The organism is Pseudomonas sp. FW215-R2, from assembly GCF_058789255.1.
Genome location: NZ_JBYTBO010000026.1, coordinates 62,350 through 81,313, shown reverse-complemented (window position 1 = coordinate 81,313; position 18,964 = coordinate 62,350). Strand labels below are relative to the sequence as shown.

Genomic DNA, 18,964 nt, shown 5'->3' with positions numbered 1-18,964 from the left:
CGGTGGCAGTTTCGGCGGGGGCGGGTCTTCCGGCGGCTGGTGATAACAATAATGAGAGCAGGCACTTCACGACATGGCATTACTGACTGAACACGAACAACGCAAGGTCGCCGAGGCCATCGCCCGGGTCGAACGCGACACCGACGCCGAACTGGTGACGGTGCTCGCGGCCCGCGCCGACGACTACGCGTACATCCCGCTGCTGTGGGCCAGCCTGCTGGCGCTGGTGGTGCCGGGTATCGTGCACTACCTGACCGGCTGGCTGACGATGCACAGCCTGCTGCTGGTGCAGTGGGTCAGTTTTGTCGTGCTGTGCCTGGTGTTCCGTTTGCCCAAAGTCACCACCCATCTGATTCCGCGCCACGTCCGCCACTGGCGTGCCTCGAACCTGGCGCGGCGGCAGTTTCTCGAACAGAACCTGCATCACACGGTAGGCAGCACCGGCATGCTGATTTTTGTCTGCGAGGCCGAGCGGTACGTGGAGATTCTGGTGGATGAAGGGATTTCCAGAAAACTGGATAACAAGAGCTGGGATTCGATTGTCGCGGCGTTTACCGAGCAGGTGCGGCAGGGTCAGACGTTGCAGGGATTTGTCACCTGCATTGAAGCGTGCGGCGAGTTGCTCAAGGTGCATGTGCCGGTGACGCAGGTGAGAAATGAGTTGCCGAATCGGTTGGTGGTGTTGGGGTAGTTTCGGCAGTTTTATAGGACTTGAGATCGCAGCCCTCACCCCAGCCCTCTCCCGGAGGGAGAGGGAGCCGACCGAGTTGTCTGCCGCGATCCATCGACCTGAAATATCGAGTCGATTATGGATTCAAAGCCAATCGTTCAAGTCGGCGTATCTCCTCAATATCCCGCAATCGGCTCCCTCTCCCTCCGGGAGAGGGCTGGGGTGAGGGCCGCTTTTAAAAGCCGTTCGGTAAATAAGAGCGTGTCCCCAATCCCCATCCCCCCTAAACTACCCACCATTCCCGATTTGCCCGTCCGAGGCCGCTTTTTCTCATGTCCGTTACCGCCCCATCTGCCAAACCGGCGCCCGATCACCACGCCCAGTTCATCGAGCTGCTGCAAACCAGCCTCGAGCAGAACGGCTTCATCAAACTGGTGCTGGCCAAGTACGTCGGCGAAGAAGCGGACCTGCAGCGGATCATCATCAAACCGGTGACGGTCAAGGCGCAGCCGTGCCTGTCGTTCGTTTATCGCTACAAGACCCGCGACATCACCAAGAACCTGCCGTTGGACGAAGCAGTAGCGACGATCGCCGAGCTGCTGCCGGCGGCGTTCAAAAATGCGCATTTGCTCACGCTGACCGACGAAGCCCAGCTCGAATACAGCAAAAAGGGCAAGAGTTCGCTGTTCATGAGCAAACCCCAGCAATTGCGTGAAGTGCCGTCCGCCGAGCATAACCGCGAGAAAAACCGCTTCCTCGATCTGAACCGACCGTTCCTCAAGGATCTGGGCGTGACCAACGCGCAACACGAATTGATCCCGGCGATGTCGCGCAAGTGGAAGCAGATCAACAAGTTCATCGAAGTCTTCAGTCATGCCCTGACGTCCTCGCCGCTGGCTCTGGACAAACCGGTGCGGGTGGCGGATTTCGGTTCGGGCAAGGGTTACCTGACGTTCGCCATCCATGACTATCTGCGCAACACCTTGAAGGCCGAGGGCGAAGTCACCGGCGTTGAATTGCGCGAAGAGATGGTCAATCTGTGCAACACCGCCGCCGCGAAGCTGGAACACCCAGGGCTGGTGTTCAAGTGCGGCGATGTGCGCAGCGTGGCGCCGAGCGAGCTGGAAGTGATGATCGCTTTGCATGCCTGCGACATCGCCACCGACTATGCGATCCACACCGGCATCCGTTCCGGCGCGGGCATCATCATGTGCTCGCCGTGCTGCCACAAACAGATCCGCTTGCAGATCCAGAGTCCGGCGCTGCTCAAGCCGATGCTGCAATACGGCCTGCACCTGGGCCAGCAGGCGGAAATGGTCACCGACAGTCTGCGTGCGCTGTTCCTCGAAGCCTGCGGTTACGAGACCAAGGTGTTCGAGTTCATCTCGCTGGACCACACCAACAAGAACAAGATGATCCTCGCCGTGAAGCGCGCCGAGCCGGTGGACCCGGCCCAGTTGCTGGTGAAGATTCAGGAGCTCAAAGCGTTCTACCACATCAGCGAGCACTGCCTGGAAACCCTGCTGCTCGCCGATGGCCTGCTGCCGCTCAAGGCTTGAGCTGAACTCCGGCCGGTAACGTGCCCGGTTGAGCCGGGCGCACCGCCGTCTTGCGTCCGAGCATCACTGTCGCGATCACCCCGCAGGCGAACAGCCAGGTGATCGGCTCCACGTGTTCGCCGAAGAACAGCGCGGAAAACGCGATGGTGAAGAAGATCTGCAACAACTGGATCTGACTGACCCGGGCAATGCCGCCCATCGCCAATCCGGCGTACCAGGCGAAGAACCCCAGGAACTGCGAAAACAGCGCGACGTAACCGAAGGCCCACCAGGTTTTCGTCGACACCGCGCCCTGATGCTGGATCGCCAGATACAGCACCGGGCCGATCAGCAACGGCGTCGACAGCACCAGCGCCCAGCAGATCACCTGCCAGCCGCCCATTTCCCGGGCCAGGCGTCCGCCCTCGGCATAACCCAGACCGCCCACCGCAATCGCGCCGAGCATCAGCAAATCCCCGGCCTGAATGCTGCCGGCGCCGGTGTACAACGCATAACCCAGCACCAGCGCACTGCCCAACGCGGCGCAGGCCCAGAAGGCTTTCGACGGTCGTTCATGGGACAGCCACGCCGCGTACAGCGCCACGCACAGTGGCTGCAAACCGTTGACCAGCGCGCCGTGGGACGCCGGCAAGGTTTGCATGGCCCACGCCGACAGCACCGGGAAACCGAGAATCACCCCGGCAATCACCAGGCTCAGGCCTTTGACCTGTTGCCAGGTCGGCCACTTTTCCCGGCGCCATAGCAACAGTAACGCCGCCGGAATTGCCGCGAACAACGCACGGCCGAGGCCGTTGAGCAGAGGGTGAAGTTCCTGCACCACGATACGGGTGAAGGGCAGGGTGAGGCTGAAAATCACCACGCCGAGCAGGCCGAGGGCCATGCCGGTGTTTTCGCGCGAAGACATGAGGGCAACCCGATTAGAAGGTGGCAGGGAGGTGGCTTCATCTAGCCACAAACCTTGCGCATCGTGCTGTTACAGTCAGGCGCAGAGTTATCCATACAGTTTGCGGACGTCATCGCGGTCCTTGGACTACTTTGAATACTCCTGTGCATTCACCAGAGGAGTCCTGTCCATGGCCGCGAAAAAGATTCTGATGCTGGTCGGCGATTACGTCGAAGACTACGAAGTGATGGTGCCGTTCCAGGCCCTGCAAATGGTCGGTCACACCGTGCACGCCGTGTGCCCGGACAAGGCCGCCGGCAAGACTGTGCGCACCGCGATCCATGATTTCGAAGGCGATCAGACCTACAGCGAGAAACCCGGTCACCAGTTTGCCCTGAACTTCGATTTCGCCAAGGTCGATGCCAAGGATTACGACGCGTTGCTGGTGCCCGGTGGTCGTGCGCCGGAATACCTGCGGCTGAACGAAAAAGTCCTGGAACTGGTGCGAGCCTTCGACAAGGCCGGCAAGCCGATTGCTGCTGTCTGCCATGGCGCGCAACTGCTGGCGGCGGCGGGGATTCTTGAAGGCCGCGAGTGCAGCGCCTATCCGGCCTGTGCTCCGGAAGTGCGGCTGGCCGGTGGCACCTACATCGATATTCCGGTGACCGAGGGCCACGTCCAGGGCAATCTGGCCACCGCCCCGGCCTGGCCGGCGCATCCGAACTGGCTGGCCGGTTTCCTCGGGTTGCTCGGAACCAAAATCACCCTGTGAGCGTGAGGCCCATCGCGAGCGTGTTCGCGATGGGCAAGCCCGGACGGATCAGAAGAACCGCGTCACGCTGACCTTGGCATTGCGTCCCTGACTGTAAGCCCGATCACCGCTCAGCGCCGGGCGGTAATCCTCGTTGAACAGGTTGTCGACGGTGAGGTTGACCTCGGTGCCCTTGAGGTACGGCTGCTGCGGTTTCCATTTGGCGAACAGACCCTGCACGTTGTAGCGGTCGTTGGCGTACTGGTCGTAGAACACGTCACCCAGGGTGTTTTTGCTCGAGCCGTACTTGTCGCTCGGCAGGCGATCGGTCTGGCGCACGAACTCTCCTTGCCAGCCGACCTGGGCATCCCAGCTCGGAATCTTCACGCCGAGCACGGCAATCCATTTGCTCGGTGGAACGTCCCGCACCCAGACGTCCGGTCCCCATGGATTGGTGTAGGCACCTTCGTGCTTGCCGGTCATCCACGAGTAGGACAGCGAACCGAACAGGTACGTCGAGTCATAGAAGCTTTCGACTTCAAAGCCCTTGATGGTCAGCCCGCCGATGTTGCGGTAGTTGCCCATGGGGCCGGAACCCTTGCAGTCCGAGGCGATGCTGCCGCCCTTGATGGCCTGGTTCTCGCAGCCGATGCCGGTGGCCTTGAAGATCTCGTCGTCGATCTTGTTGCGGAACAGCGTGGTGCGGACCTGCACGTTGTCGTGGTCGGTGAACACGTTGGCGAAGTGGCTGATATTACCGGCACGCCAACCGGTGATGCGTTCCGGGTCGAGGTCGACACTGGTGGCGGTGCGGCTGCCCAGACCCTGCACTTCGTACTGCTCGTCGATGACCGGCGCGCGCCAGGTCTTGCTGTAGTCGACGAAGAAGCCGACGTCCGGGGTCATCCGCCAGAACGCCGACAGGCGCGGCGACCAACCGGTGTAAGTGCGGTCGCTGTAGTCGTGGCCGAAGCTCGGGTCCGGGTTGTCGTAGTAAGGCGCGTCGTTGGCTTCGCCGCGATTGCGCACATGGTCGTAGCGCACGGACGGGGTCAGGGTGAAATCGCCCAGTGTGATCGCGTCTTGCAGATAGACGCTGTTGGTGTCGACCTTGCCCTGGGGCATGAAACTCGGCTGGAAGTAGCCGTAGTTGTACTTCGGCACTTCGTAGGTCTTGCCCGGCATCCACATTTCGGTGTCGCGGCTGTGCTTGCGGATTTGCACACCGCCGGTGACCGCGTGAGACAGCACGCCGGTTTCGAACAGGCTGATGTTGCTCGCCTCGACGATGCGGTCCTTGTAGGCGGTGTCCATCTTGCGTCCGCCGGTGGACGTCTGGAAGAACGCCGTGGCATCGCGCTCGTCGGTCTGATCGGTGTTGGACTCGGAATAGCTCAGCTTGAAATCGATCAGGCGATTGTCCAGCGGCTGGTACTGATACTTGGCCGACCACGTGGTGTCGGTGGTCTCGCGGTTGGCGAGGAAACGCTTGAGGGCGTTTTCGTAGCCGTATTGCTTGATGTTGGCGCGGGTCGGCGGGGTCGGATAACTGGCCGACGAGAACGGCGCCCAGCGCTCGCTTTGCGAGCGCGAGTACGACAGGCCGACGCTGTGTTCGTCGTTCAGGTGCAGGTTGAACTTGAGCAGTTGGCCGTCCAGATCCAGCGCGCTGTTGGGCAGGCGCCGAGGGTTGATCGGGTACTGATTGTCCGGATCGGGCGGGGTGCCGGCCAGCTTCATGTCGCCGCCATCGCGCTTGGTCAGGTACACCAGCGCATCGGCGCGACCGTCATCGGTGCGACCGAACACGGCACCGGTGTAGGTTTGCTGATGGTCGTTGCTGGCGTAACCGTACTTGACCATCGCACCGCTGTTGCGACCTTCCTGCAATAGGTCCGGGGCGTCTTTGGTTTCCATGTGCACGGTGCCACCGAAACCGCCGTTGCCGGTGAGCATCGAGTGCGGGCCTTTTTCCACTTCAATGCGTTTGATCAGCTCCGGTTCGATGAAAATCGTGCCTTGCTGGTAGCGCTCGAAACCGCTTTTGGTGGCGCCGTCGACGGTCAACGGCACGTCCTCGGCGTCGCCCAGGCCCCAGATGTTGATGGTCTGGCCGCCCGGTTTCATCGAACCGCCCATGCTCACGCCAGGCAGGGTCGCCAGCAGGCTGGGAATGTTGTTTGGCTGGTGGCGGTCGATGTCGGCCTGGGTCAGGGTCGAGCGGCCGACGGTGCTGGAGTCGACTTCGGTACCGCTGCCGATCACGCTCAGGGCGTCGAGCTGGATGCCGTCACCGCTGCTGGTGACCGGTTCTTCAGGGCGCACGACGTAGGTCTGGTTGACCTTGATCAGGCCGAACTGGCTGTTGTCGAGCAACGTGCGAATCGCCGCTTCCGCGCTGTATTCACCGTCGAGGGCCGGAGCCTTGAGGTTGCGCAGTTGCGCTTCATCGAACAGCAACTGGATCTTCGCCTGTTGGGCGACCTGACTCAGCGACGTTGCCAAGGGTTGCGCCGGCAAATGCAGGCTCAGGTCAGCGGCATGGGCTTGTACGCTGAACGCCAGGCAAGTGGCGAGCAGGGTCGGTCGAAGGCAAGTGAGCGGGTACGGCGAAAACACGCGAAACATGGAATCCCCCAGGGCGGCGAAAAGGCCAGAAAGGCCTGCGTACGAAGCGCAGACCGGAGGAAGACGCGGCAGGTAAAAAAAACCTCACATGCGAATGCAAAATATTCTCATGTGAGATTTTGTCAGCGGTTTTCGAGGCGGATACTGCCATCGGCCAGCGCGACGGTTTTGACCGGTACCAGGGCTGGCAGGGCGTTGATCAGAGCATCCGGGTCCTCGACGTCGAGGTTGCCGGAGACCTTGATCTGCCCCAGTTTTGCGTTGGCCAGCAGCACCGGACGCGGGCGATAGAGGTTCAGCTCATCCACCAGACTGGCCAGCTCACGGTTGCGAAAGGACAGATGCCCGGTGCGCCAGTCGGCCACCTGGCTGGCTGCAAGACTGTGTTGCTGCAAGGCGCCGCTGGCCAGGTCGACCGCGACTTGCTGCTGTGCGCCGAGCAGCAGCGGTGCGCGGCTGTCCGGTGTGAACGCGACCTGGCCGTGGGCGACGCTGACCACCAGTTGTCGCTCGCTGCGCCGCACATCAAAACCGGTGCCGACCACGCGGATCGTGGCGTCGCCGGTCTGTACCCACAGCGGCCGTTCCTTGTCCGGCGCAACGTCGATGTAGAACTGTCCGCGATCGAGAATGAGCCGGCGCTGGTGGCTGTCGAAGTCGACACGCAGTTGCGTGTTGGCGTTCACCGACAAGGTGCTGCCGTCGGGTAATTCGAAAGTGCGCAGGCCTTTGGCGTGGGCAGCAATCTGCTGCTGATAGACCTCATGTGACGTGCCCAGAGGCGTAGCCAGTACCGCAACGATCAGCGCGGCGGCCATCGCCAGCGCGGGTCGCCAGCGGTTTTTTGAGCGATTTACCGGCAGCGGCGTTGGCCGGTTCAGTTGCTGCAATTCACCAAGCTCGGCCCACAACACTTCAAATGAACGATAGGCGCTGGCATGCGCCGGCTCGCGCAGCCATTGTTCGAATGCCTGGCGCTCTGCGGGCTGCTGATCCTGACGATTGCGGGTAAACCAGGCCGCGGCTTGAGCGTCGATGCTGTCGTCGGGCAGTTCCTCGGTGAAGTCGTGAGAATGGTTCATTCTGGCTGCTCCATGCCGTTGTCGTGATCCAGGCGTTGCTTGCAATGCAGCAATGCGAAGGCGATGTGTTTTTCCACCATGCTCAGCGAAATCCCCATGCGCTCGGCAATCTGCGCCTGACTCAGGCCTTCGAAGCGGTGCAGCACAAGCGCCTCGCGCCGACGTGGCGAGAGTTCGCCCAGAACGGTTTTGAGTTGTTCCAGCCGTTGCTGGCGTTGCGCGGCCGCCATCGGATCGTGATGCTCATCGGCCAGTGGTTCGGCATCGTTGTCTTGAGTGGGCTGCACGATGTGCCGCACCTTTTGGCGGCGCCAGTGGTCACGCAGCAGGTTGCGCGCCATTTGAAACAGAAAGGCCCGCGGTTGCTCGACCTTGGCCCGGTCGCGATAGTCGAGCCATTGGGTGAACACGTCCTGGGTCATGTCCGCCGCGTCACTGGGATTGTCCGTGCGTTTGCGCAGGTAATGCAGGATGTCCCCGTAAAACCGGCGAAACGAATCGGCCGACAGAGGATCGGGCGTGAGGCGGGGCATGACTATCCTTCTCGACGAAGCGGGGGGTGCAGAAAGTCGCGGATGATATGAGAATGATTGTCATTTGTCATGTTCACATTCGCGCCTGTCAGTGCGGAGTGGCTAAACCGTCGAAACGGTCTTTACTTGCGGGGATTCAATCGACAGGAGCAGCGACATGTCCGGATGGTACGAGTTGAGTAAAAGCAGCAACGGCCAGTTCAGGTTCGTGCTGAAAGCGGCAAACGCCGAAACGATTCTGACCAGCGAGCTGTACACCACCCGCAGCGCCGCCGATAACGGCATCGCCTCGGTGCAGGTCAACAGCCCGCTGGACGAGCGCTACGAGAAGAAATCGACGAAGGACGGGCATCCGTATTTCAACCTCAAGGCGGCCAATCACCAGATCATCGGCAGCAGCGAATCCTATTCGTCCGAGGCAGCGTGCGCCAAAGGCATCGCCGCCGTGAAGGCCAACGGGCCGACGACGGTGATCAAGGACAAAACCCTGCCGGTGCTCTGAGTTCACCTCCAGCACAAAAACCTGTGGGACCGGCAGCGTGCCGATCCCACAGGTTTTTTGTCGTGCTTGAAGGTCAGCGCAGGGTTTTGAGAATGGCCTGCAACTGGTTGCGCCCGGCCTCGCTCAACGGGAACACCGGCAAGCGTGGATCGCCGACTTCCAGCCCGGTGTCACGCAGACCGGCCTTGATCGTCGCCGGCAACCCGCCCTTGAGGATGAAATCCAGCAGCGGCAACTGGCGGTAGAACAGTTCCCGCGCCTTGCCCAGATCCCCCGCCAGCGTTGCTTCGTACAGATCCAGATTGAGCTGCGGAATCAGGTTCGGCGCCGCCGTGCACCAGCCCTTGGCCCCGGCCGCAAAGGCTTCCAGCGCCAGTGGATTGCAGCCGTTGTAGAACGGCACTTGGCCTTCGCCGAGCAGTTGCAGCTTGTGCATGCGCTGGATGTCGCCGGTGCTCTCCTTGACCATGGTCACGTTTTCCACGCCGTTGACGATGCGCAGAATCAGTTCCACCGACATGTCGGTGCCGCTGGTGGCCGGGTTGTTGTAGAGCATGATCGGCACGCCGATGCTGTCGCCGATGGCGCGGTAATGGGCGAGGATTTCCGCCTCGGTCAGCTTCCAGTAGGACGCCGGCAGCACCATCACCACGTCGGCGCCGTGGGCTTCGGCAAAACGTGCGCGACGCACAGCTTTGGCGGTGGTCAGGTCGGAGACGCTGACCACGGTCGGCACGCGTTTGGCCACGTGCCTGATGCTGAATTCGGCGACCTGGTCCCACTCCGCATCGCTCAGGTAAGCGCCTTCGCCGGTGCTGCCCAGCGGCGCGATGGCATGGACGCCGCCGTCGATCAGCCGATCGATCGAACGGCCGAGGGCCGGCAGATCAAGACCTTCGCCATTGGCGCCGAACGGGGTGATGGTGTAGCCGATGATGCCGTGAATGTTGGACATGAGAGTGCTCCGCAAGGATGAGGTGTTCAGTTCAGGCAATCGGCGTGCTGACGCAGGTTCTGCCGGGCGTAGTAGTTGAAGGCCGCAGCGTGGCGTTTGGGTTTCGACACCCAGTCATGCGCCTCGCGACCCAGCTCGGGAATGATCGGTTTGATCGTCCCGGCGGCCATCGCCAGCAATTGCAGTTTGGCGGCGCGCTCGATCAATTGTGCGATGACGCAGGCTTCCTCGATGGTCGTGCCGGTGGACAGTTGACCGTGGTGGGAAAGCAGGATCGCCCGTTTATCGCCCAACGCCCCGGCAATCAATTCGCCTTCTTCGTTACCGACCGGCACGCCCGGCCAGCCCTCAAGGAACGCGCAATCGTCGTACAACGGACACAGGTCCATGTGGGAAATCTGCAACGGTACTTCCAGCATCGACAGCGCGGCAATGTGCGTCGGGTGGGTGTGGATGATGCAGTTCACGTCCGGCCGTGCGCGGTACACCCAGCTGTGGAAACGGTTGGCCGGGTTGGCCATGCCGTGGCCTTCGAGCACTTCCAGGTCTTCGTTGACCAGCAGCAGATTGCTCGCGGTGATTTCGTCGAAGCCCAGCCCCAGTTGCTGAGTGTAGTAAGTGCCCGGCTGCGGGCCACGGGCGGTAATCTGCCCGGCGAGGCCCGAGTCGTGGCCGCTTTCAAAGAGGATCCGGCAGGTCAGGGCCAGCTTTTGCCGGTCCGTCCACGTATTATCCGCCAGGCTTTTTTGCATCTGGGTCAGCGCTTGCTTGACCAGTTCGTCTTTGGGTAGTGCTAATGTCTTCGCCATATCCGTGTCCTGTGGTGGTTGCCATGGATGACACTTAAGAGGCTATATGACACTTTGTGTCATTGGCAAGGACAAATCGTCTTTCCTTTGCTGGATTAATCGCTTCGCATGTCTATCCGTTTGAAATTATTGAGAAAAAAACTTGGCGTAACCCTTGAGGCACTGGCCGAGAAATCCGGCATGACCAAGAGTTATCTGTCGAAAGTCGAACGCGGGTTGAACACGCCGTCGATTGCCGCCGCGTTGAAACTGGCGAAAGCGCTGAATGTGAAAGTCGAGGAATTGTTCTCCGAAGACAACGTCAGCCTCGACAGCTACAGCCTGGTGCGCAGCCACGAGCGCCAATCGCTGGCGGCCAACGATCACAGCCCGGGTTATGCGGTGCTGGCCCATCAGGTCAGCGAACGCAGCCTGTTGCCGTTCATCATTTACCCGCCGAGCGAATTCACCGACAAGACCTTCAAGGAACACTTGGGCGAGGAGTTCCTGTTCGTCCACGAAGGCCGGGTCGAAGTGGACTTCGTGAACGAACGGGTGTTGCTGGAGCGGGGCGATGCGCTGCATTTCAATGCGCAGAAACCCCATCGCATCCGCTCAGTGGGCGAGGTGCAGGCGCAGTTGCTGGTGGTGGTGCACAGCAGCGAGGAGTGATCAGACCTCGACCGGCACCGACAGCTTCGGATGTCCCAGCGCATGGCTCTTCGAATCAAAGAACCGCAACTCGGCGCCCGTGCCTTCGAACACCTTCGCGTAGTGCCGCTTCTGGTGCTGGATGAACGCCGCGCTGCGCGGATAGATCGAAATCGCCACGGTCTTCGGTCTGGCCAGACGCAGGGCGCGGACGATGTGATCGTCCTGCTCGCCCAGGGCATGGCCGAAGATGCACAGACTGTCGCCGTGCGCGAGTAGCTGGTCGTAGCAGAACGACAGGTAATCGGAACTGCGGATGGTCTTGAGCTTGTCCGCGCTCGGCCCTTCATTGACGAACAGCGGCACATCATCAAGCGTCTTGATCGTGTTGTTGATCGCAAAACTGCCCAGCAGCGTGCCTTCGGTGGCGGTCATTTTGCGGGCGCTGCCGTTCAGGTTGCGCACCAGATGCAGGCCACCGTGCAGGTACAGCAGACGCGGTTTTTCGGTGTGGCTTTCGCACAAGTCGAAACTGGCGTCGGGACCGTTGAACAGGTCGTCGATGGCCTCGCTCTGGTGTTGCAGGGCCCAGTAGTTGAGCAGGTCGTAATTGGTGGTGAACACCGTGCGGTAACTCGCCAGTTCGCGGTTCAGAATGCTCAGGGTCGAGGCGTCGACCAGTCGCCACGGAATGTGCAAATCGTGGACGGCGTTGATCAGTGCTTCCTTGATCGCGTAGTAGCGGTTGCGCGGCGCGGCCGAGCTGACGGCCAGTGCCTTGTTGACCCGGCTGGTGGTTTTCAGGGCGCCAAGTACCTGTTCGAAACTGCGCGTCTGCATCGCGTCGAACACGCTCAGTTCCGACGGGCTCAGGGGTTTTTCTTCCACCGTGCGGGCGCTTTCGAACAGCGAGTCGTAGCCGAAATCGTCCCACACCGCGCGGCTGGCGCCGTTGCCCACCAGCAAACCACGGAAGTCGGTGGTGGCGCGCAACGCGTTCCAGTCTTCGAGTGTGGCGTCGACATCCAGAAAATCGGTCATTGCAGGGCACGTCTCAAAACAAGGGGCAGATGGGCGGCGACTTTATCACGAGCGGGCATTGAGCCAGATCAACATCCGCCGTGACCGATCGGTCGATCCTGTATGCATCCGCCGAATCGCAGGAGTCGATTCGGCCCCTGTCAGGAGACGCACCATGAGCAGCACCTTTTTCATTCCCGCGGTCAACATCATGGGCAGCGGCTGCCTCGACGAAGCCATGAATGCCATCCGCAACTACGGTTTTCGCAAGGCGCTGATTGTCACCGACGCCGGGTTGGCCAAGGCTGGCGTGGCAACCATGATCGCCGAGAAACTGGCGATGCAGGACATCGATTCGGTGATCTTCGACGGCGCCAAGCCGAATCCGAGCATCGCCAATGTCGAGGCCGGGCTGGCGCTGCTCAAGGACAGCCGCTGCGATTTTGTCGTGTCACTCGGCGGCGGTTCGCCCCACGACTGCGCCAAGGGCATCGCCCTGTGCGCGACCAACGGCGGGCAGATCCGCGACTATGAAGGCGTCGATCAATCGGCCAAGCCGCAATTGCCGCTGATCGCCATCAACACCACGGCCGGCACGGCCAGCGAGATGACCCGGTTCTGCATCATCACCGATGAAACCCGCCATGTGAAAATGGCCATCGTCGACCGTAACGTCACGCCGCTGCTGTCGGTCAACGACCCGGCGCTGATGGTCGCCATGCCGAAAAGCCTGACCGCCGCCACCGGCATGGACGCGTTGACCCATGCGATCGAAGCCTATGTGTCCACCGCCGCCAACCCGATCACCGACGCCTGCGCGTTGAAGGCGATGACCCTGATCAGCAACAACCTGCGCCTGGCGGTTCGCGACGGCAGCGACCTCGCCGCACGGGAAAACATGGCGTATGCGCAGTTCCTCGCCGGCATGGCGTTCAACAATGCATCGCTTGGCTTTGTGCATGCGATGGCGCACCAGTTGGGCGGTTTCTACGATTTGCCTCACGGGGTGTGCAACGCGGTGCTGTTGCCGCATGTGCAGACGTTCAACGCGTTGGTCTGCGCCGACCGCCTCACTGACGTGGCCCACGCTATGGGTGCCGATATTCGCGGCTTCAGCCCGGAGGAGGGCGCGCAAGCCGCGATTGCCGCAATCCGTTGTCTGGCCAAAGACGTCGACATCCCCGGTGGTTTGCGCGACCTCGGCGCCAAATGCACCGACATCCCGGTGCTCGCCGCCAATGCCCTGAAAGACGCCTGTGGTTTGACCAATCCGCGGGCGGCGGATCAACGGCAGATCGAAGAGATTTTCCGCAGCGCGTTTTAAGCGCGATGGCGACCGGGCGCGAACCTCACGCAGAGCACCGCGCCCAACGCCAGAACGCAACACAGCAGCGACAGCGGCCACGCTTGCGGACTGGCGAACAGGCTGGCCACAGCGCCGATCAGTGCGGCCATCAACTGGTGGATGAAACCGCTCAGGGCCATCGCGTAGGCGCCGGCAATCGGTGCTCCATCGTTGGCCCGTGACAGGCTGATCGGGTAGTTCAGCGACTGGCCGAACACGGCGACGCAGTAAGGCAGCCAAAGCAACCAGGCCATCGAGCTGGCCAACAGGCTGCCGGCCAGCATCACCCCACTGCCGGCCAACACCAACCCCACCCCCAATGCCATCAACCAGTGCTGACCCGTGCGCAAGACAAAGCGATTGACCGCCAGCGCCCCCAGAAAATACGCCGCACTGATCGGCCAGCCCAACAGCCCGTATTCGGTCGTCGACCAATTGAACGGGCCTTGCAGAATCAACGGCGCGGCGCTGTTGAACGCGATGATCACGCCATAACCCAGACCGCCCGCTAGCGCCGGCAGAAGAAACGCTCGATGGACCAGAATCATTCGATAGACCGCCCAGGGCGAAGCGGTAGTAGGCGCTTCGACAAGTTCTGGAAAACTCAGGCGCGAGACAATCGCGGCCATCAACAGGCTGGCCGCGCCCAGCAAATAGAAGATCGCCTGCCAGCCCAGCGTCACCTGAATGAGCGAGCCGGCGTATTGCCCGATGCCGAGCGCGACAACGAACGAAATCGAAATCCACGACAGCGCCTTCGCCAGCAGATCGCCCCGGAAACTGTCACGAATCAGCACCCGCGCCATCACCGAAATGCCGCTGGCGCCGATCCCCTGAAGCAGGCGCATCAGCAGGAACGACTCCAGTGTCGAGCCCAGCGGCAGCGCCAGATTCGCCAGCCCATAAATCCCCAGCGCCGCCAACAGCACCGGTTTACGGCCGATGCGCTGCGCCAGACTGCCCCAGAGCAGCATCGGCAGCGCCATGCCGATCAGGTACAGCGACAAGCCCCAGGCCACTTGCGTTGCATCGACCCGCAAGTGCCCGGCGATCTGTGGCAACGCCGGCAGGTAAATGCTCATGCCCAGTTGGGCGAGGAACACGGTGGAGCAGGTGATGAGCAGGATGAGGCTGGGGTTCATGAGTCGTCCGTGAAGGTTCAGCGGTCGCGATGGCCGCTGTGAGTCAGTAACAATCCGGTGATCAAATCACAGAAGTGGTGGATCAGTGTCGATTCCATGTCGGCGCGCAGCGTAACGCGGATCGCGGCTTTACCTTGAGCCACCACCGGGAAAAATACCGCGCTGGTGAAAAAGCCGTGTTCGGCCAGTTCAATGGCGATTCGAGTGGCCAGGCCGGCCTCGCCGCAGTTGATCAGGCGGATGGCCATGGGGCTGCCGTGTTGTTCGGTGCTCAGGAGGCTGTCGAACAGGCGAATATTGGCCTGGAGCCGAATCTGCAATGCACGCAGCTCTGCACTGCGATGCAGTTGGATCGACGCCAGACCCGCACCAATGGCAGCGCAATTGAGGCTTTGCGACCAGTTGCTCGGTCCGCCGTAGCGCTGGATCAATTTTTTCTGGCGCTGATTGCCGAGCATCACCAGACCGCCGCTGGCCCCGAACGATTTGGCCAGCGAAGCGACGATCAGGCAATCCTCTTCCAGCGCCGGCATTCTTGGCCGCACAAGACCGGCACCGTTGCTGCCGACCGCCGACAACGCGTGGGAGTCATCGAGATATAGAAACAAGCCATAACGTTCCTTCAGGTACAGCAGACCGTCCAGATTTGCCACGCCACCCATGCTGTAGGCGCCGTCAGCGATATAGGCGACGCAGGTGTGGCGTTGGCACGCCGATTCGAGAAAATCCATGTCGTTGTGAGGGCTGCTCAGTACCTGGGTTTCATCGGCGCAACTGGCTTTCAAGTGATGCATCGAATAGTGGGCCAGGTGATCGAACACCATCACTGGTGGGCGGTTTTGGGTGAACACGCCACTGGCCAGCAGCGGCAGGATACCGGCGCTCGCGGCGCTGCAGGACAGACTGCTAAGACACACCGCGCCAAACAATTGCGACAGCTCGCTTTCGTATTGATCGAGCAGTGCCAGCTTGCAGCGGTTTTTCGAGTTGGCAACGCGCAGTGTGCCGGTTTCCCGCAGGGCCGATATGGCACCTTCAAGCAGGGCCGGGTGATGGTCGAGGCCCAGATAGGACGTGGTGCAAAAGTGATGGAACTGGCGCCCGTATTGATCGAGCAAGTGGTTGCAGCCTTTGACCTCGACGTTGAGAGCAGCGATTTTTCCGGCTTCGGCAGCCTCCCAGTCGTGGTCTGCCAGCGCGATGACTTTGCGATAGTTGGAGAAGGTGTTGGCGGATTCCGGCAGATGATTCACAGGCAGCTCTCCTTGAGCATGGCAATCCATTGGGTGTTTCAATTTGTGTGTGTTGCCAGACTTTACAGAGAGCTTTGCAGGGTCAGAATCGGCTGTATCCGATAGTGCTGAGGGCTGTTGGAGTTTTGTTTGTAGGGCGATGCCTTGCCGGGTTGTAAGGCGATGAAATGCCCGACAACCCTTGTGGTGAAGGGCTTACCTTTGCCCTGTTATCCAACGGCTGCGGCGCTCTTTTCCAGCGCCGGGGAAAACTGGATCAGCACCACGCCCGCCATCAACAGCACCGCGCCGAATACCCGAGACAATGTGAGTTGCTTCTCCAACAGCCCGAACAATCCGAAGTGATCCAGCAACATTGAAGCCAGCACCTGCCCGGCCAGCGCCAACGCGACAAACCCCGATGCCCCGAGTTTCGGCACCAGCATCACCGCCAATGCCACAAAGCACACCCCGAACGCGCCACCGGCCCACATCCACAGCGGTGCCTTGCCGATGAAAGCCAGCGACGGCAGCGGTAGTCGCAGCGCGACAATCACCGGCAACAACACCAGCACGCTGACCAGCAAAGACGCCAATGTCGCCCACAACGGATGGCCCAGGCCCCGGGCCAGATTGGTGTTGATCGCACTTTGAAAGGGCACGACGGCCCCGGCCAATGCCGCCAGCAACAACAGGCCGGCCCACTGCAACGTACTCATGATGGTTCTCCAGCAAGGTTTTGCTGGACTCTAGGGTATTCGTCACGCAGATTTAAATTCTGTTTTGTCATCAGGAACATGCATCAGATGAATGATCTGCGGCGCATCGATCTCAACCTGCTGGTGATCCTCGACGCCTTGCTCAGCGAGCAGCACGTCACCCGCGCCGCCGAGCGGTTGCACTTGAGTCAACCGGCGGTCAGCCATGCGTTGGCCCGACTGCGTGACTTGCTCGGTGATCCATTGCTGGTGCGGGCCGGTTCGGGGCTGGTGCCCACCGCTCGGGCGCTGGAGCTGGTTGCGCCGCTGACCGAGGCCCTGGCCCAGGTGCAATCGTTGCTGGCGCCGAACACCTTCGATCCGGCCAGCGCGCGCCGGACCTTTCGGCTTGCGATGTCGGACTACGGCGCGGCGATCATCCTGCCTCGCCTGATTCGTACATTGCGCGCGGAAGCGCCGGGCATCGACCTGCAAATCAGCCATGCCAGCCGTGAAGGCATGGTTGAAGGTTTGCTCAACGGCGACATCGACCTCGCTGCCGGTGTGCTCCCGGAACTCCCCGGTGAATTGCGCAGTACGCCGCTGTTCGAGGAGCGCTACGTCTGCCTGCTGGACCGCCAGAGCCTACCCGCCGGAGGTGTTCTCGACCTGCCAACCTACCTCTCCCGTCCGCACGTTCTGCTGGAAATGCGTGGCAGCGGCACCCCGGAAATCGAACGGACCCTGACCGCCCTGCGCGAACGCCGCCGCGTCGCCATCAGCCTGCCGCACTGGAGCGTTGCGCCGCAGTTCATCAGCGGCACGGATCTGATCCTGACTGTGGCCTCTCGGGCGTTGAACGATATTGATGAAGAGGCGCTGATCGTTGTGCCGCCGCCGTTCGAGATCGCGCCGTTCACCTTTGTCTCGGCGTGGCACAAGCGGCGGGGTGGGGATCAGGCGTTGAACTGGTTGAATCGGCGGATCGGGGAGGGGATAGTGCGCGGCTGAAAAACATCGAGGAGCGGGGCGTGACAGTGAAGTCTGGGGTGATGGGGTGTCTGGCGCTGTGCGGGGCGTTGATGGCAGGGCAGGTGTTGGCTGATTGTGTGCCTGCGCCGGTGGCCGGTGATTTGGATTTCTCCGTGTGCAAAGAGTGGCCGGCGTATCCGGGGTTGACTATTGGCGCCAAGGCTCTGTTCAAGCGAAAACCTACGCCGGGTGATGTCGACTCGAACGGCATCTATGACTTCGACTTGTCAGTTTTTCAGGACGGCAAAACAGATCCACTTGCTACATATCACCAAGCCGCTGCGTTTGAGCAAAATGGTGTGGCGGTGTATGAGCTGACTCTTGATACTGCCCGTTACAAGCTCACTTCCGACCTTCGAGCGTTTGGTGTCCGAGTACGGCTTTCAAACGGATCTCGTCTTTCTCCGGTGGATGAAACTCAACTCTCGCTCTATGTGAGAGAGGGCGAAAAATTACGCCCGGTCCTGCGTCAGTTGGTTGTTTATGAGTATGGCGGCGAATGGGATGGCAATTGCGATAGCCAGCGCTTTGAGATTTCGAGGACAGTCGAAATTGCTAAAACCAGCTCTCATGGTTATGTGGATTTGATCGTCAAAACCCAGCAAACAAATACGACTAGTGTGGGGGAGGGGGATGCCTGCGAAGATAAAATCAGTGTCGGCAGTCCGGTTTTGACAACCCTTCACTACGACGGAAAATCATACGTCTTGCCTAAAGGTTTTCAGGCGATCGAGTGATACAGATCCAACGCGACTCTTATCAAGGAAGAACAATGCTCACCCCAACCCGATTTTTCATCGCCCTCGGTTTTCTGGCCATCACCACTCAGGCCCACGCCGCCTGTGAGGTAAAGAAATACGACGGTCACTCCCTGTCACGCTGCAAAGTGTGGCCGGCCTTCCCGGACAAGGCGATCTCGGCGAAGTCCACGTTCGTGTCCGACTCCGAAGGTGACCACGACGGTGTGTTCGACCTGGAGCTGTCGCTCCTCAACGCTTCCGACGCCAAACCGCTGGCGACTTACGTAAAGCCTGGCGCCTACAATTCCGACGCGATCAGCTTCAATGACTTGAAGATCGATACCGCTCGATACCGTCTGGCGCCGGACGTTCGCGCCTTTGGCTTGCGTTCGGATTTCGCCGACCGTCTCTCAAGAGCCAATCCCTACGCGAAAACCGATCTGGCGCTGTATGTACGCGAAGGCAGCAAGTTGCGGCCGGTGCTGGAAGGTCTGGTCATTCGCAAGGAGTTTGGCGAGGGTAGCGGTGAGTGCGACACCAAGGACACGAAAATCCTCAGAAGCGTGGAAATCGGCTCGTCCAGCCATAACGGTTTCGCTGATCTGATCGTTTCCTCAAGTGGTGTGGTGTACACATCGACCCAGTCAGGCAAAGAGTGCGTTTCCAAAACCACTAACCTGAAGAGCACCCAAATCACCCTGACCTACGATGGCAAGCAATACCTCGTCCCCGAAGACCTCCGAGGTTACTGAC

The 18,964-nt window shown here is 60.8% G+C and carries 19 protein-coding genes; 9 read left to right on the top strand and 10 right to left on the bottom strand.

Going from position 1 to position 18,964, the window contains the following annotated elements; genetic code table 11:
• Nucleotides 1–73 precede the first annotated feature (73 nt).
• Both AC3WRD_RS26680 and AC3WRD_RS26675 read left to right on the top strand, forming a co-directional pair.
• Entirely contained in the window at nt 74–691 is a 618-nt protein-coding gene (locus AC3WRD_RS26680; protein WP_007957902.1) for a TPM domain-containing protein, read from the top strand.
• 311 nt (nt 692–1,002) lie between these two features.
• On the top strand, nt 1,003–2,229 hold the full coding sequence (locus AC3WRD_RS26675) for a class I SAM-dependent methyltransferase (RefSeq protein ID WP_102622177.1): 1,227 nt from the start codon (nt 1,003–1,005) through the stop codon (nt 2,227–2,229).
• Here the strand turns inward: AC3WRD_RS26675 and AC3WRD_RS26670 are convergent.
• Nucleotides 2,219–3,133 (bottom strand): DMT family transporter, encoded by a 915-nt coding sequence (locus AC3WRD_RS26670; RefSeq protein ID WP_096819455.1) that lies wholly within the window; start codon nt 3,131–3,133, stop codon nt 2,219–2,221. The two genes, AC3WRD_RS26675 and AC3WRD_RS26670, sit on opposite strands and share 11 nt — an antisense overlap.
• A gap of 169 nt (nt 3,134–3,302) precedes the next feature.
• On the opposite strand from AC3WRD_RS26670, the gene AC3WRD_RS26665 reads away from it, so the two are divergent.
• Nucleotides 3,303–3,884, top strand: a complete 582-nt coding sequence (locus tag AC3WRD_RS26665) for a DJ-1/PfpI family protein (RefSeq protein WP_096819454.1) — start codon at nt 3,303–3,305, stop codon at nt 3,882–3,884.
• A gap of 48 nt (nt 3,885–3,932) precedes the next feature.
• Here AC3WRD_RS26665 and AC3WRD_RS26660 read toward each other — a convergent pair whose 3' ends face one another.
• The 3 genes from AC3WRD_RS26660 to AC3WRD_RS26650 form a co-directional block, all read right to left on the bottom strand.
• A complete protein-coding gene (locus tag AC3WRD_RS26660) occupies nt 3,933–6,491 on the bottom strand; it encodes a TonB-dependent receptor (protein ID WP_096819453.1) in 2,559 nt (852 codons plus the stop codon).
• Nucleotides 6,492–6,613: 122 nt separating this feature from the next.
• Nucleotides 6,614–7,573 (bottom strand): FecR family protein, encoded by a 960-nt coding sequence (locus AC3WRD_RS26655; RefSeq protein WP_102622178.1) that lies wholly within the window; start codon nt 7,571–7,573, stop codon nt 6,614–6,616.
• The gene (locus tag AC3WRD_RS26650; RefSeq protein ID WP_102622179.1) at nt 7,570–8,106 is read right to left on the bottom strand and encodes an RNA polymerase sigma factor; all 537 of its coding nucleotides are present in this window, start codon (nt 8,104–8,106) and stop codon (nt 7,570–7,572) included. The genes AC3WRD_RS26655 and AC3WRD_RS26650 overlap by 4 nt, the downstream gene beginning before the upstream one ends.
• A 157-nt stretch (nt 8,107–8,263) precedes the next feature.
• Here AC3WRD_RS26650 and AC3WRD_RS26645 point away from each other — a divergent pair, with 157 nt between their 5' ends.
• A complete protein-coding gene (locus AC3WRD_RS26645) occupies nt 8,264–8,608 on the top strand; it encodes a YegP family protein (protein ID WP_096819450.1) in 345 nt (114 codons plus the stop codon).
• A gap of 73 nt (nt 8,609–8,681) precedes the next feature.
• Here the strand turns inward: AC3WRD_RS26645 and AC3WRD_RS26640 are convergent, their stop codons facing one another.
• Nucleotides 8,682–9,563, bottom strand: coding sequence for a dihydrodipicolinate synthase family protein (locus AC3WRD_RS26640; protein ID WP_102622180.1), 882 nt, complete (start codon nt 9,561–9,563; stop codon nt 8,682–8,684).
• A 26-nt stretch (nt 9,564–9,589) separates the two neighbouring features.
• Nucleotides 9,590–10,372, bottom strand: coding sequence for an aldolase (locus tag AC3WRD_RS26635; protein ID WP_102622181.1), 783 nt, complete (start codon nt 10,370–10,372; stop codon nt 9,590–9,592).
• Nucleotides 10,373–10,480: 108 nt separating this feature from the next.
• On the opposite strand from AC3WRD_RS26635, the gene AC3WRD_RS26630 reads away from it, so the two are divergent.
• On the top strand, nt 10,481–11,023 hold the full coding sequence (locus AC3WRD_RS26630) for a helix-turn-helix domain-containing protein (RefSeq protein ID WP_085747256.1): 543 nt from the start codon (nt 10,481–10,483) through the stop codon (nt 11,021–11,023).
• Here the strand turns inward: AC3WRD_RS26630 and AC3WRD_RS26625 are convergent, their stop codons facing one another.
• Nucleotides 11,024–12,043, bottom strand: a complete 1,020-nt coding sequence (locus AC3WRD_RS26625) for a DUF4917 family protein (RefSeq protein WP_102622182.1) — start codon at nt 12,041–12,043, stop codon at nt 11,024–11,026.
• 154 nt (nt 12,044–12,197) lie between these two features.
• Between AC3WRD_RS26625 and yiaY the strand changes: the two genes are divergently transcribed.
• A complete protein-coding gene (yiaY, locus tag AC3WRD_RS26620) occupies nt 12,198–13,346 on the top strand; it encodes an L-threonine dehydrogenase (RefSeq protein WP_102622183.1) in 1,149 nt (382 codons plus the stop codon).
• Here yiaY and AC3WRD_RS26615 read toward each other — a convergent pair.
• From AC3WRD_RS26615 to AC3WRD_RS26605, 3 genes are all read right to left on the bottom strand, one after another.
• A complete protein-coding gene (locus AC3WRD_RS26615) occupies nt 13,343–14,509 on the bottom strand; it encodes an MFS transporter (RefSeq protein ID WP_102622184.1) in 1,167 nt (388 codons plus the stop codon). The two genes, yiaY and AC3WRD_RS26615, sit on opposite strands and share 4 nt — an antisense overlap.
• 17 nt (nt 14,510–14,526) lie before the next feature.
• A complete protein-coding gene (locus tag AC3WRD_RS26610) occupies nt 14,527–15,762 on the bottom strand; it encodes an aminotransferase class I/II-fold pyridoxal phosphate-dependent enzyme (RefSeq protein WP_102622185.1) in 1,236 nt (411 codons plus the stop codon).
• A gap of 209 nt (nt 15,763–15,971) precedes the next feature.
• A complete protein-coding gene (locus AC3WRD_RS26605; RefSeq protein WP_102622186.1) occupies nt 15,972–16,460 on the bottom strand; it encodes a DMT family transporter in 489 nt (162 codons plus the stop codon).
• A gap of 78 nt (nt 16,461–16,538) precedes the next feature.
• Between AC3WRD_RS26605 and AC3WRD_RS26600 the strand changes: the two genes are divergently transcribed.
• The 3 genes from AC3WRD_RS26600 to AC3WRD_RS26590 are packed head-to-tail and all read left to right on the top strand — an operon-like array spanning nt 16,539 to nt 18,963.
• Nucleotides 16,539–17,450 (top strand): LysR family transcriptional regulator, encoded by a 912-nt coding sequence (locus tag AC3WRD_RS26600; RefSeq protein ID WP_173861390.1) that lies wholly within the window; start codon nt 16,539–16,541, stop codon nt 17,448–17,450.
• Nucleotides 17,451–17,470: 20 nt separating this feature from the next.
• Complete coding sequence (locus tag AC3WRD_RS26595; RefSeq protein ID WP_102622188.1) at nt 17,471–18,208, top strand: PA3715 family protein; 738 nt, start codon at nt 17,471–17,473, stop codon at nt 18,206–18,208.
• A gap of 35 nt (nt 18,209–18,243) precedes the next feature.
• On the top strand, nt 18,244–18,963 hold the full coding sequence (locus AC3WRD_RS26590; protein WP_102622189.1) for a PA3715 family protein: 720 nt from the start codon (nt 18,244–18,246) through the stop codon (nt 18,961–18,963).
• Nucleotide 18,964 lies beyond the last annotated feature (1 nt).

Bases quoted from the DNA above. Each gene is read 5' to 3' on its own strand.
- AC3WRD_RS26680 (WP_007957902.1), top strand. From the start codon at position 74: ATGGCATTACTGACTGAACACGAACAACGCAAGGTCGCCGAGGCCATC.
- AC3WRD_RS26675 (WP_102622177.1), top strand. From the start codon at position 1,003: ATGTCCGTTACCGCCCCATCTGCCAAACCGGCGCCCGATCACCACGCC.
- AC3WRD_RS26670 (WP_096819455.1), bottom strand. From the start codon at position 3,133: ATGTCTTCGCGCGAAAACACCGGCATGGCCCTCGGCCTGCTCGGCGTG.
- AC3WRD_RS26665 (WP_096819454.1), top strand. From the start codon at position 3,303: ATGGCCGCGAAAAAGATTCTGATGCTGGTCGGCGATTACGTCGAAGAC.
- AC3WRD_RS26660 (WP_096819453.1), bottom strand. From the start codon at position 6,491: ATGTTTCGCGTGTTTTCGCCGTACCCGCTCACTTGCCTTCGACCGACC.
- AC3WRD_RS26655 (WP_102622178.1), bottom strand. From the start codon at position 7,573: ATGAACCATTCTCACGACTTCACCGAGGAACTGCCCGACGACAGCATC.
- AC3WRD_RS26650 (WP_102622179.1), bottom strand. From the start codon at position 8,106: ATGCCCCGCCTCACGCCCGATCCTCTGTCGGCCGATTCGTTTCGCCGG.
- AC3WRD_RS26645 (WP_096819450.1), top strand. From the start codon at position 8,264: ATGTCCGGATGGTACGAGTTGAGTAAAAGCAGCAACGGCCAGTTCAGG.
- AC3WRD_RS26640 (WP_102622180.1), bottom strand. From the start codon at position 9,563: ATGTCCAACATTCACGGCATCATCGGCTACACCATCACCCCGTTCGGC.
- AC3WRD_RS26635 (WP_102622181.1), bottom strand. From the start codon at position 10,372: ATGGCGAAGACATTAGCACTACCCAAAGACGAACTGGTCAAGCAAGCG.
- AC3WRD_RS26630 (WP_085747256.1), top strand. From the start codon at position 10,481: ATGTCTATCCGTTTGAAATTATTGAGAAAAAAACTTGGCGTAACCCTT.
- AC3WRD_RS26625 (WP_102622182.1), bottom strand. From the start codon at position 12,043: ATGACCGATTTTCTGGATGTCGACGCCACACTCGAAGACTGGAACGCG.
- yiaY (WP_102622183.1), top strand. From the start codon at position 12,198: ATGAGCAGCACCTTTTTCATTCCCGCGGTCAACATCATGGGCAGCGGC.
- AC3WRD_RS26615 (WP_102622184.1), bottom strand. From the start codon at position 14,509: ATGAACCCCAGCCTCATCCTGCTCATCACCTGCTCCACCGTGTTCCTC.
- AC3WRD_RS26605 (WP_102622186.1), bottom strand. From the start codon at position 16,460: ATGAGTACGTTGCAGTGGGCCGGCCTGTTGTTGCTGGCGGCATTGGCC.
- AC3WRD_RS26600 (WP_173861390.1), top strand. From the start codon at position 16,539: ATGCATCAGATGAATGATCTGCGGCGCATCGATCTCAACCTGCTGGTG.
- AC3WRD_RS26590 (WP_102622189.1), top strand. From the start codon at position 18,244: ATGCTCACCCCAACCCGATTTTTCATCGCCCTCGGTTTTCTGGCCATC.